Source organism: Adlercreutzia sp. ZJ176 (genome assembly GCF_011038975.1).
Lineage (GTDB): Bacteria > Actinomycetota > Coriobacteriia > Coriobacteriales > Eggerthellaceae > CAAEEV01.
The window spans coordinates 123555-135438 of record NZ_JAAKEC010000002.1; the positions used below are offsets into that span (position 1 = coordinate 123555).

15 protein-coding genes are annotated in these 11884 nt (G+C 65.4%); 12 read left to right on the top strand and 3 right to left on the bottom strand.

Features of this window, described 5'->3' with window-relative positions:
- The first annotated feature begins 145 nt into the window (after nucleotides 1-145).
- The 7 genes from rny (at nucleotide 146) to hflX (ending at nucleotide 7916) form a co-directional block, all read left to right on the top strand.
- Entirely contained in the window at nucleotides 146-1711 is a 1566-nt protein-coding gene (gene rny, locus G7Y50_RS01460) for a ribonuclease Y (protein WP_165054941.1), read from the top strand.
- A gap of 1 nt (nucleotide 1712) precedes the next feature.
- The gene (locus G7Y50_RS01465) at nucleotides 1713-2786 is read left to right on the top strand and encodes an ATP-binding protein (RefSeq protein WP_165054939.1); all 1074 of its coding nucleotides are present in this window, start codon (nucleotides 1713-1715) and stop codon (nucleotides 2784-2786) included.
- A 161-nt stretch (nucleotides 2787-2947) separates the two neighbouring features.
- Entirely contained in the window at nucleotides 2948-3250 is a 303-nt protein-coding gene (locus G7Y50_RS01470) for a stage V sporulation protein S (protein ID WP_206214727.1), read from the top strand.
- Between the two features lie 9 nt (nucleotides 3251-3259).
- The gene (gene miaB / locus G7Y50_RS01475; RefSeq protein ID WP_165054927.1) at nucleotides 3260-4609 is read left to right on the top strand and encodes a tRNA (N6-isopentenyl adenosine(37)-C2)-methylthiotransferase MiaB; all 1350 of its coding nucleotides are present in this window, start codon (nucleotides 3260-3262) and stop codon (nucleotides 4607-4609) included.
- A 9-nt stretch (nucleotides 4610-4618) separates the two neighbouring features.
- Nucleotides 4619-5602 (top strand): tRNA (adenosine(37)-N6)-dimethylallyltransferase MiaA, encoded by a 984-nt coding sequence (gene miaA, locus G7Y50_RS01480; protein WP_241156501.1) that lies wholly within the window; start codon nucleotides 4619-4621, stop codon nucleotides 5600-5602.
- 32 nt (nucleotides 5603-5634) lie between these two features.
- Nucleotides 5635-6588, top strand: a complete 954-nt coding sequence (dapF, locus tag G7Y50_RS01485) for a diaminopimelate epimerase (protein WP_165054915.1) — start codon at nucleotides 5635-5637, stop codon at nucleotides 6586-6588.
- Complete coding sequence (hflX, locus tag G7Y50_RS01490; protein WP_165054911.1) at nucleotides 6588-7916, top strand: GTPase HflX; 1329 nt, start codon at nucleotides 6588-6590, stop codon at nucleotides 7914-7916. Before dapF ends, hflX begins: the two co-directional genes overlap by 1 nt.
- A 61-nt stretch (nucleotides 7917-7977) precedes the next feature.
- On the opposite strand, the gene lexA is transcribed toward hflX, so the two are convergent.
- A complete protein-coding gene (gene lexA / locus G7Y50_RS01495) occupies nucleotides 7978-8610 on the bottom strand; it encodes a transcriptional repressor LexA (protein WP_165054897.1) in 633 nt (210 codons plus the stop codon).
- Nucleotides 8611-8722: 112 nt separating this feature from the next.
- Between lexA and G7Y50_RS01500 the strand changes: the two genes are divergently transcribed.
- From G7Y50_RS01500 to G7Y50_RS01515, 4 genes are all read left to right on the top strand, one after another.
- Entirely contained in the window at nucleotides 8723-8989 is a 267-nt protein-coding gene (locus G7Y50_RS01500; protein ID WP_165054893.1) for a hypothetical protein, read from the top strand.
- A gap of 98 nt (nucleotides 8990-9087) precedes the next feature.
- Complete coding sequence (gene nrdR / locus G7Y50_RS01505) at nucleotides 9088-9537, top strand: transcriptional regulator NrdR (protein ID WP_165054889.1); 450 nt, start codon at nucleotides 9088-9090, stop codon at nucleotides 9535-9537.
- 31 nt (nucleotides 9538-9568) lie between these two features.
- Nucleotides 9569-9982 (top strand): dUTP diphosphatase, encoded by a 414-nt coding sequence (dut, locus tag G7Y50_RS01510; RefSeq protein WP_241156500.1) that lies wholly within the window; start codon nucleotides 9569-9571, stop codon nucleotides 9980-9982.
- 113 nt (nucleotides 9983-10095) lie between these two features.
- A complete protein-coding gene (locus G7Y50_RS01515) occupies nucleotides 10096-10539 on the top strand; it encodes a hypothetical protein (RefSeq protein WP_165054882.1) in 444 nt (147 codons plus the stop codon).
- A 198-nt stretch (nucleotides 10540-10737) separates the two neighbouring features.
- On the opposite strand, the gene G7Y50_RS01520 is transcribed toward G7Y50_RS01515, so the two are convergent.
- Both G7Y50_RS01520 and G7Y50_RS01525 read right to left on the bottom strand, forming a co-directional pair.
- Nucleotides 10738-11175: a PIN domain-containing protein gene (locus G7Y50_RS01520; protein WP_165054878.1), complete on the bottom strand. Its 438-nt coding sequence runs from the start codon at nucleotides 11173-11175 to the stop codon at nucleotides 10738-10740.
- Nucleotides 11168-11452: a type II toxin-antitoxin system RelB/DinJ family antitoxin gene (locus tag G7Y50_RS01525; RefSeq protein ID WP_165054876.1), complete on the bottom strand. Its 285-nt coding sequence runs from the start codon at nucleotides 11450-11452 to the stop codon at nucleotides 11168-11170. Before G7Y50_RS01525 ends, G7Y50_RS01520 begins: the two co-directional genes overlap by 8 nt.
- Before the next feature lie 128 nt (nucleotides 11453-11580).
- Here G7Y50_RS01525 and relB point away from each other — a divergent pair, with 128 nt between their 5' ends.
- Complete coding sequence (gene relB / locus G7Y50_RS01530) at nucleotides 11581-11808, top strand: type II toxin-antitoxin system RelB family antitoxin (protein ID WP_165054874.1); 228 nt, start codon at nucleotides 11581-11583, stop codon at nucleotides 11806-11808.
- Nucleotides 11809-11884: the final 76 nt, after the last annotated feature.

Here is an 11884-nt window from a genome sequence, read left to right on the forward strand (position 1 = left end):
GCGTACCCGATGGGTATTTCATATAGATATAACTGCATAGTGAGTCTATCCTGTCGTGCTTATTGCTCATGTCGGCTTGTTGCCGGCATTTTTTGTTGACTGACCAACCTCAAGACGTAACCAACCTAGACGAAAGGGGGAGCACATGATCGAAACGATCCTGCTCATTGTCGGCGTCGCCGTCGGCATCGCCCTCGGTATCGTCGTTGCGCGCTTCATCGCAAACTCTTCCACGAAGAAGGCCGCCGACGAGGCTGCCGCGCTCACGAAAAAAGCTGCTGATGAGGCATCTGCGCTTGTCGAAGACGCGAAGCGACAGGCGGAGACCATGCGCCGCGAGGCCGACATCGAGGCCAAGGACAAGGCCATCCAGTACAAGCAGCGCGTTGACGACGAGAACAAGGAGCGCCTGCGCGAGGTGCGCGCGGCTGAGAACCGCGTGTCGCAGCGCGAGGAGTCGCTCGACCGCCGCGTCGAGACGCTCGACGCGCGCGAGCATCAGCTCTCGTCCCTCCAGGGCCAGATCGAGCGCCGCGAGCGCGACCTCGACGCGGCCGAGGTGGAGATGGGCCGCCGCCTCGAGCGCGTGGCGGGGATGACGCCGCAGGAGGCGAAGGCCGAGATGCTCGACGCCCTGCGCGACGAGGTCACCCACGAGTCCGCCGCCATCATCCGCGACGCGGAGACGCGCACCAAGGCCGAGGCCGACAAGAAGGCGCGCATGATCCTGAGCCTCGCGATCCAGCGCGTGGCCGCCGACCACTCGGCCGAGAACACGGTGTCCACCATCCACATCCCCTCGGATGATCTCAAGGGCCGCATCATCGGCCGCGAGGGGCGCAACATCCGCTCGTTCGAGCAGCTCACCGGCACGAACCTCATCATCGACGACACGCCGGAGTGCGTGACCATCTCGTGCTTCGACCCGGTTCGCCGCGAGATCGGCCGCGTCACCATGGAGAATCTCGTCGCCGACGGGCGCATCCATCCCGCGCGCATCGAGGAGATGTACGGCAAGGCCGTCTCATTCGTGAACCAGCGCGTCCAGGAGGCGGGCGAGCAGGCCGTGTTCGACACCGGCATCCACGACCTCGACCCCGAGCTCGTGCGCACGCTCGGCCGTCTGCGCTACCGCACCTCCTACGGGCAGAACGTGCTCAACCACTCGCTCGAGGTGGCCTACCTCGCGGGCGTCATGGCCTCCGAGCTCGGTCTCGACCCCATCCCCGCCAAGCGCGCGGGCCTTCTGCATGACCTTGGCAAGGCGGTCGATCATGAGGTCGAGGGCAGCCACGCCGTCATCGGCGCCGACCTCGCGCGCCGCTTCGGCGAGCGTGCCGAGATCGTGCACGCCATCGAGGCCCACCACGCCGACGTCGAGCCCAACACCATCCTCGACGTGCTCATCCAGGCGGCCGACGCCGTCTCCGCCGCACGCCCCGGCGCCCGCAAGGAGACGCTTGACGCCTACATCAAGCGCCTCGAGAAGCTCGAGGAGATCGCCAACGCGCACGAGGGTGTCGAGCGCACCTACGCCATCCAGGCCGGCCGTGAGGTGCGCGTCATGGTGAAGCCCGAGGTGGTCGACGAGGCGCAGGCCGTCGTCCTCGCGCATGACATCGCCCACCAGATCGAGAGCGAGATGCAGTACCCCGGTCAGGTGAAGGTCGTGGTGATCCGCGAGAGCCGCGCCGTCGACTACGCAAAATAGCATGAGCGAGAAAGCGCTGACCGCGTTCGTGGAGTCAGTGTGCGGCGATAGCCACCTCCGCGTCGAGCAGGACTTCGGAGGTGGCTACGTTCGTCTTCGGAGCACCGAGGCCGAGAAGCGCCAGGCCGCCCAGGACATCCGCTCGACCGAGGACATCGTGATCGAGCTCCTGCGCAACGCCCGCGACGCCGGCGCGCGCCAGGTGTTCGTCGCCGCGCAGCGCGATGACGTGACGCGCACGCTTACCGTGATCGACGACGGCTGCGGCATCCCCGAGGGCATGCGCACGCGGGTGTTCGAGCCGCGCGTCACCTCGAAGCTCGAGACCGCCCACATGGACAAGTGGGGCATGCACGGGCGCGGCATGGCACTCTACTCCGTCTCCGTGAACGCCGAGGAAGCCTATGTGGCCGCCTCGTGCGAGGGCGCCGGCACCTCGCTCGTCGTCAGGACAAACCTGGAGAAGCTCAAGGAGAAGACCGACCAGTCGACGTTTCCGCACTTCGAGGTGCGTGACGGGGTGCACGCCATGCGCGGGCCGCGCAACATCGTGCGCACCGCAGCCGAGTTCGCGCTCGAGCACCGCCGGGAGTGCAGCGTCTACTTCGGCTCGGCCACCGAGATCGCAGCCACGCTGTACGAGTACGGCACGGCGACCACCTCGCTCGCCGAGCGCACCTTCGCCCCAAGCGGCCTCGCGCTCACGAAGCGCCTCGCCACCGCGACTGACCCCGCCGCGTTCGCCCAGATCGCCGCCGAGCTGGGCCTGCCGATGTCGGAGCGCTCGGCGCGCCGCATCCTCGACGGCGCCATCAAGGGCGCGCCGCCGCTGCTCGAGCGCCTGCAGGCCGAGAGCTTCCCCGCAGCCGCTCCTGCGCGCGCCAAGGCCGCGCCGGCGCGCGACATGCGCGGGCTCAAGCTCGCCGAGCCCGACGCCGCGCTTCTGCGCGAAGCCGCGCGGGGCGCCTTCGCCGACGTCGCGCGGCGTTACTACCTCGAGCCCGACGTCGAGCCACGCGTCCGCGTGACGCAAGAGGCCATCACCATCACGATCCCCGTGGAAAAGCTCTCCTAGCTGCGCCGCATCTGTTGCGTACAAGTGTCTCAACCGATACAATATCTTATCGCGCTTGCTAGCGGCACCACAAGGCATGCCGCAAGGCGCAAACCGAACGCACCATACCCGGAGTATCGAACGAACAAGGAAAACACGTGTCGACAGAACAAAAGCCCGAGATCGGGTGCCTCAAGGTATCATCCAAGTCATCTCCCGCCTCCGTCGCCGGCGCCATCGCCGGCATGATAAAGGACGGCGTCGTCGTCGAGATCCAGGCGGTGGGCGCCGGCGCGGTCAACCAGGCGGTGAAGGCCATCGCCATCTCCCGCGGCTTCCTCTCGCCCATCGGCATCGAGATCGTGTGCGTGCCCTCCTTCGCCGACATCGTGATCGACGGCGAGTACCGCACGGCCATCCGCTTCGCCGTCGAGCCGCGCGCCATCCGCGGCGCCGCGCGCACGGCTGACGCCGCGCACGCCTAGGGGCCGCCCATGTCATCGCTCTTCGGCCTCACCTTCTGCGTCCACACCTTCGGGTGCCAGATGAACAAGCACGACTCCGAGCGCATCTCCGGCATGCTCGAGGGGCTCGGCGCCGTCACCGTCGCCACCATCGAGGAGGCCGACATCGTCGTCTTCATGACGTGCTGCGTGCGCGAAGCGGCTGACGTGCGCCTCTACGGGCAGGTGGCCTCCTTGAAGAACGTGCCCCTGCGCCCGCAGGCGCTGCTGTCCAAGCGCATCGTCGCCGTGGGCGGCTGCATCGGCCAGCGCGACGGCGAGAAGCTCACGCGCGACCTGCCGCACCTCGACGTGGTGTTCGGCACGCACAACCTCGGCTCGCTCCCGGCGCTGCTCATGGCGGCCATCGACGAGGGAGGCCATCAGGTGGAGGTCCTCGACGCGTCGAGCTCCTTTCCCACCGAGCTGCCCAGCTCGCGCGAGCTCGCCTGGGCGGCGTGGCTGCCCATCACCATCGGCTGCAACAACTTCTGCTCCTACTGCATCGTCCCGTACGTGCGCGGCCGCGAAAAGTCGCGCCCGCTCGAGGACATCACGGCCGAGGCACGCGGCTACGTCGCAGCTGGCGTGAAGGAGATCACGCTGCTCGGGCAGAACGTCAACTCCTACGGGCGCGACCTCTACGGCGCGCCGCGCTTCGCCGACGTGCTCGATGCCGTCGACGCCGCGGGCGTCGAGCGCCTGCGCTTCGCCACGAGCCATCCGAAGGACCTCACCGACGAGGTGATCGAGCGCTTCGCTACGCTCCGCTCGCTGCAGCCCGCGCTCCATCTGCCGGTGCAGTCGGGATCGAACCGCATCCTTGCGGCCATGAACCGCCGCTACACGCGCGAGCACTACCTCGGCCTCATCGAGAAGCTGCGCGCGACCTGCCCCGACATCGCCCTGTCGACCGACGTCATCGTGGGCTTTCCCGGCGAGACGGCCGAGGACTTCGAGGATACGTACCGCATCATCGAGGAAGTGAGCTACCACCAGGTGTTCACGTTCATCTACTCGAAGCGGGAGGGCACTCCGGCGGCCGAGATGGCAGACGACACGCCGCGCGAGGTGATCCAGGAGCGTTTCGACCGCCTGGTTGACCTGGTGCAGCACAAGGCGTTCGAGCTCAACCAGCCCGAGGCGGGCAGGACGGTTCCCGTGCTCGTCGAGGGCGCGTCGAAGCGCGACGCGTCCATCCTCATGGGCAAGAGCCCCAAGAACCAGACCGTGCACGCGCGCATCCCGCAGGGCGTGCGCATCGAGGACCTCGCCGGCACCATCGTGAACGTGCGCGTTGACGAAGCCCGCACGTGGTACCTGTCGGGCGAGATCGCATAAGCGGGGAGCGTGACGCGCTTGAACCTGCCCGCACCCGTCATCTGCGTCGTCGGCCCCACGGCGTCGGGCAAGTCCGACCTCGCCCAGGTCATCGCGCAGCGCGTCGGGGGAGAGGTGGTGAGCGCCGACTCCATGCAGGTGTACCGCGGCATGGACATCGGCACCGGCAAGGTCCCGCCCTCCGAGCGCGCCGTGCCGCACCACGGCCTTGACTTGGTCGATCCCGGCGAGCCCTACTCAGCGGCGCTCTTCCAGACCTACGCGCGCGCCTGCTTCGCCGACATCGCGCGGCGCGGCCACCGCTCGGTGCTCGCAGGCGGCACGGGGCTCTACGTGCGCGCGGCGGTTGACGCGTACGACTTCCCGCAGGGCGAGCAGGTGGACAACCCCGTGCGCGAGCGCTACACGCGCCTCGCCGACGAGGAGGGCCCCCAGGCGCTCTGGGAGCTCCTGCGCGAGCGCGACCCCCGAAGCGCCGCCGTGCTGCACCCGAACAACGTGCGCCGCGTGGTGCGCGCCTTTGAGCTGCTCGAAGAGGGCAGAAGCTACGCCGAGCAGAAGGAGAACCTCCAGAAGATCGAAGCTGCCGTGCCGGCCGCGTTCATCGGCCTTGCCGTCGATCCCGCCGTCCTTGCAAAGCGCATCGACCGCCGCGTCGAGGGCATGGTGGCGCAGGGGCTCGTCGAGGAGGTAAAAAGTCTGTTAAACCAGGGCTTCCGCGCGGGTATCACCGCGCCGCAGGCCATAGGATACAAGGAGATCGTTGCGGCCCTCGACGGGACGTGCACGCTCGACGAGGCCGTCGAGCGCATCAAGGTGGCCACGCGGCGCTATGCCAAGCGGCAGCGCACGTGGTTTCGCAAGGACCAGCGCATCTGCTGGGTCAACGCCGACGTCTTCGACGCTGACGCGCTCGCCGAGGAGGCCCTCGCGCTCATACGCAGCGCTGACGCGGCCTTCGAGGCGCGGCGGGCAGGGGAGCAGCGCTCATGAGCATCTGGACGACGCAAGCAAGGAAGCAGGGAATGGAACTCAACTTCGCCAAACTCCACGGTCTGGGAAACGACTTCGTGTTCATCGACGACTTCAGCCGCGAGCTCGAGCTTACGGCCGAGCAGGTGCGCTGGCTGTGCGACCGGCACTTCGGCATCGGAGGCGACGGCGTCATCCTCGTGCGCCCCTCCGCGGACCCCTCCTGCGCCGCGTACATGCACTACATCAACTCAGACGGCTCGCTCGCCCAGATGTGCGGAAACGGCGTGCGCTGCTTCGCCAAGTTCCTCGTGGACCGCGGCTTCGTGAACGCGCAGGACGGCGCGTTCGTCGCTGACACGCTCGCCGGCCCGCGGCCCATGAGCTTCACGACCGACGAGGCGGGGCGCCTGACGAGCGCGACGGTCGACATGGGCCGTCCCGTGCTCGAGCCCGCGGAGGTTCCCGTGGACGCGCCGGCGAACGCCGCCTCAGTCCAAGGCGCCGCGTTCGTGAAGGAGCTTCCCCTTACGTCCCCGTGGGGCACGTTTCGCTTCACGTGCGTGTCGATGGGCAACCCGCATGCGGTGTGCTTCGTCGACAGCTGGGACGACATGCCCGACGCGCTGTTCGCCGACCCGGCTGAGAAGTCGCTCGAGACGCTCGACCTCAACGCCGTGGGGGCCTTCTTCGAGCGCCATGAGGCGTTCCCCGAGAAGGCCAACGTCGAGTTCGCCGTCGTTGAGGACGACGGGATCCACATGCGCGTGTTCGAGCGCGGCTGCGGCGAGACGCTCGCGTGCGGCACGGGCGCGTGCGCAACGAACGTCGCCGCCTGCCTCACCGGGCGCGCGACCTGCGAGAACGACCTCATCCTGCGTGGCGGCACGCTGCACGTCCGCTGGGCTGACGACGACCACGTGATGATGACGGGGCCTGCCGCCGAGAGCTTCGCCGGCACGGTCGAGCTGCCGTCCGAGCTGCCCCAACTGGCGGCAGGTGCGTGATGTCCGAGTTCGAGCCTGTCATCTACCGCGGCCCCGTCACCACCTCGGAGGAGCGCCGCGAGCGCGCCGTCCTCGTCGGCGTCGACCGCCCCGGCCTCACCTGGCCGCTTGCCTCCTCGCTTGCCGAGCTCGAGCGCCTTGCCGACACTGCCGGAGCCGATGTGGTGGCCACCACCACGCAGAAGCTCGACGCCCTCAACCCGCGCACGTTCGTGGGAAGCGGCAAGGCTGCGGAGATCGCCGAGATCGCGCGCGCCCACAGCGCCGACCTGGTCATATTCGACGACGAGCTCACGCCCTCGCAGCAGTCGAACCTCGAGCACATCGTTGACAAAGACGTCAAGGTGATCGACCGCACGGCGCTCATCCTCGACATATTCGCCCTGCACGCCACCAGCCGCGAAGGGCGCCTGCAGGTGAGGCTCGCCCAGAACCAGTACCTCTACCCGCGCCTGCGCGGCATGTGGGCGCACCTGGCCTCGAACCGCATGGGCGGCGGCGTAGGGTCGCGCTTCGGCGAAGGAGAGAGCCAGCTCGAGGTTGACCGCCGCATGGTGCGCAAGCGCATCACCTCGATCAAGCGCGAGCTCGCCCATCTGGGAGAGGTGCGCGCGCTGCAGCGCGAGAGCCGCTATGCGAGCGGCATGTTCAAGGTGGCGCTCGCCGGGTACACCAACGCCGGCAAGTCGAGCCTCATCAACCGCCTCACGAACGCCGACGTGCTCAGCTACGACAAGCTCTTCGCCACGCTCGACTCCACCACCCGCAAGTTCGAGCTTCCCGAGGGGCGCGAGATCACCATCACCGACACGGTGGGCTTCATCCAGAAGCTCCCCACCACGCTCGTGGAGGCGTTCAAGTCAACGCTCGATGAGATCACGGGCGCTGACCTCATCCTGCACGTGATCGACGCCTCCTCGCCCGAGTTCGAGGGGCAGACCGAGGCCGTGCGCGAGGTGCTCGGCCAGATAGGAGCTCAGAGCATCCCCTGCATCGAGGTGTTCAACAAGGCCGACCTCCTCACCGAGGAGGAGCGCGCCGGCCTTGCCGCCCGCTACCCGTTCGCCCAGGTGGCATCTGCCCACACCGGCTTCGGCATCGAGGAGCTCGTGCGGCGCATCAGCGCCGCCGCCGCCGCGTCAGACGTGCACATGGAGGTGCTCGTACCCTACGCGAAAGGCTCGCTCGTCGCGCTCGCGCACGAGCGCTGCCACCTCGTAGGGGAGGCGCACGAGGCAGAGGGGACGCGCCTCACGATGCTCGTCCCGCCGAGCTACGCTGACACGTTCGCCCCCTACCGCGTTAAGCGGGAAGGGGAGAGGTCCTAGGGGAGGGGTCCCGGGCGGCGACAGGGGAGCGCGCTTTCGCTCTGGAGGAGCGTTCCCGCCCTTACAGCCTGCGGAACACCGCCACGACCTTGCCCGCGATGGAGCAGTCGCTCACGATGATGGGGTCCATGCTGGAGTTCTCGGGCTGCAGCCTGATGTGGTCCTTCTCCTTGTAGAAGCGCTTGACCGTGGCGCCGTCGTCGACGATGGCCACGACGATGTCCCCGTTGTTGGCGACGGGCTGCTCCTTCACCACCACGTAGTCACCGTCGTTGATGCCGATCTCGATCATGGAGTCGCCCCGCACCGAGAGGAGGAACGACGGCGCGTCCCCTACGATGTCCGTGGGCAGCGTGATGGTGTCCGTTATGTTCTCCTGGGCGAGGATGGGCGTGCCAGCTGCCACGTCCCCCACGAGGGGCACGTCGACGACCCTGCCGAAGCTCGGCGTGATGATGTTGGTTGCCTCGTCCTCGAGCTGATAGGTGAGCGCGATGGAGCGCGACTTCAGCGGATCGCGCTTGATGTAGCCCTTCTCCTCGAGCGCCTTCAGGTGCACGTGGACGGTGGAGGGGGAGGAGAGGCCCAAGGTCTGGCACACTTCGCGAACCGTGGGACCATAGCCCTTTTCCCGAATACAGTCCTCGATGCAGTTGAGCACTGCCTGTTGGCGCTTCGTGATCTTCTGTGCCATGGCTTTTCCTTCCTTCGCGAACAAATGTTTTAAAAAGGCATTGACATGAACTTTTGTTCGTCCTATTATATCCACGAACAAAGGTTCTACGCAAGACCTGGAGGGAAGAAAAATGAAGAATCTTGAGATGAACTACCCTGTGGAAGGCACATCCGCTCTTCGTTTGGCCCGCGAGAGCGCCCCCGCGCGCAGCGCGCGCATCATCAGCTTTCCCGGAAAAGGCGACGGAGCCATGTTGCGCGAGGTGCCCGCGGCCCCAGACCATGCGGAAGGCGCTGGCTCGCTCGCCGGGCTTCCGTTCAACCGGTTCACGCGTGCCCAGGTGGTCGTTGCCTTCGCGGCGGGCATCCTCATGAGCGTTGTCGCGCTCGTCCTCTAGCGCTCGTCCTCGAGCAGCCAGCATCCTTATTTCGTGCAGATGATCGCCGTCTGCACCGCATGCGGTATGATGGAGCGCAAACGAGCTTAAGGAGCGCCATGTACTGCCCATCATGCGGACACGATGAGTCGAAGGTCGTTGACTCCCGGTCAGCCGAAGAAGGAGCCTCTATTCGCCGCCGGCGCGAGTGCCTCGCGTGCGCGCATCGCTTCACCACCTATGAGCGTCTTGGCGAGAACCCCATCATCATCATCAAGTCCGACGGCTCATCCGAGGCGTTTGACCGCCAGAAGCTCATGCGCGGCCTGCTCATCGCCTGTGCGAAGCGCCCTATCTCACCCGAGCAGATCGACGGGCTCATCTCGAGCATCGAGAGCGACCTGAGGTCCTCGCCGCGCACTGAGACGCGCTCGAAGGACCTCGGCGACATGGTCCTCGCGCGCCTCGCGAAGCTCGATGACGTCGCCTACATCCGCTTCGCCAGCGTGTACAAGGACTTCCAGAGCATCGAGGAGTTCGCCCAAGCCCTCAAGGAAATGAATGCGTAGGTGAGCCATGCCGCTTAATGTGCCTTATCTCATGACCGACGCTGAAATCGAACGTCCGTCCTATTCCTACGAAGGCGACGCAGGGCTTGACCTGCGTGCGACGCACGCCGCCGTGCTCGAGCCCTTCGAGCGCGCGACGATCAGCTGCGGCTTCTCGCTCGCCATCCCCGAGGGCTACGCCGGGCTCGTCATCCCGCGCAGCGGGCTCGCGGCGAAGCACGGCATCTCGGTCGTCAACGGGCCGGGGCTCATCGACAGCGGCTACCGCGGCGAGATCAAGGTCATCCTCGTCAACCTCGACGCACGCGAGGCGTTTCACGTCGAGCCCGGAGATCGCATTGCGCAGCTTGTGATAATCGCCGTTCCCGCCGTCTCGCTTAAGAGCGTCGAGAGCCTTGCCGCGAGCGAGCGCGGAGAAGGCGGTTTCGGAAGCAGCGGACGCTAGATTTTCACGACCCTTGAGTCATGGGAAGGCAAAACGGGGCCTTAGAACGGCTCTCAGAGCCTCGTAGATATAACACCAGGTCAAACGCATAGTTTTTAGAAAAGAGACAACCTGTGGACGAAAACCAGCGCAAAGAGGACAACCAGGCGGGCGAAAACCAGGCGCAGCCGCCGACGCTCGGGAGAACCGCGCAGCTCAAGTCAGCCCAGTCGCTCGTCACCTTCGGCATCATCGCGGGTCCTGTCTCCATGTTGCTTGGAGGCGTGCTGGTCAGCTCGATCGCACTCACGTGCTCCATCATCGCGTACGTGAAGGTGCGCGGCGTCATCAGCTCGGAGGGGTCCGCAGACGCCACGGCCCGCGCGATCCAACGCCAGGCCCTCGTGGCCTTGGCCGTCAGCGCCGTGGCGCTTGTGTTCAACGGAATCTACCTGGCTATCACGCTGCCGAGCGTCATCGAGGCCGTCAACTCAGGTGACCTCTCGACGATGTTTGACTTCAGCAACGTGCTCGGCCAGAAGACGCCTCCCGCAGAGACCCCCTCGATCTGGGGCTAGTTTCAAGCACCGCACACGAGGGCAAAGCGAGATCGCCCAAGCCGTCAAGCGCACCTGGCCCCTAACCGCATCGCATATATTTTATTGATAACATATGTTATGTAAAGTTGTTAAATTGGGCTATGAGGAAACCGTCATGGCATCTTTCTGCCTTTAATGAGACTGCATGGGCAACGCGCTCGGACAGTCAGCCTCACGTCATCGGCAAGCGCAAGATTGAGGTCCGCACATCATGTCGGCGAACAGTGATGGCTCAACCGGCCTGGCTGACGATGCGGCAAAGGCTACAGCATCACGCGTGACTATGAAGTCGGCTCCAGCGTTTTCGGCCGCCACCCTGACCAGCCCGTCCTCAAAATCAGGCTCGTCGGACGCAAGCGCCAAAGTGCAAGCGGCACGGTCGATGGGAACCACCTCCGCAAGGTCCATAAAGGCGGACAGGTATCCTCGCACCAGGTCGTCATCGAAATGCTTGCGAACTATGTAGTAAGAGTCCTTGAGTGAACCTGCCGACACGACAGCTTCGTACCTTCCCTTGCCCGCCGCCTCCACGATCCGAAGGGCGCATGAGGAGCCCGGACGATCGGGAACCATGTAGTCTATGAGAATGTTGGTGTCCAGAAGCGCTTTAATCACGGTTGCGCAACTCCTCTCGAACATCCTCATCCGTCATCGAAGCTAAAGGCGTTCCTAGAGGGGCTCGTGCGCGCAGCTCGGCCAACTTCACGGCAGCAGCAGCCTTCCGGCTCTGGTTGCCATCCTGCCCCAGCACAGGGATTTCGCCTGTAGCTGCGATGTGCTCCCATACGCCAGCTATGACGTCCGTAGCGGTAAGACCCTGCTTCCTGATGTAGACATCGGCAACATGCTTCACGCTCTCGTCTACGCGCCCGGATACTATCGCCGTGGCCATGTCTCTCCCATCTCGATTTTTTTGCATGCGTCTACAGTATACGCCACAGCCCATAGGAGCGCCTTACTAGCGCTCCCCTTCTTCCGCGCTAGAATGTACTACGTTGTTATATGTTCAAAGGACTTGCCATGGCAATGGAAACAACGACCATTAGGTTCGCGCCTGAGGAAAATACCTGGATTCAAAGCTACGCTGACTTCTGCGGGAAGACGTTCTCGGACGTCGTTCGCGAAGCCGCCTTGGAAAAGGTCGAGGAAGAGGCCGATCTCGAAGCCTATGCCCAGGCGCTCGAAGAAGACGACGGGGTTCGCTATTCGATGGACGAGATTATACACATGGCCATGAGGACGCAATGAGCTATCGCCTGCTTGCGCGCATAGAGGATGATGCGCTCATCTCGCACGTCGCGCACCGCCGAATCCCTTTATAATG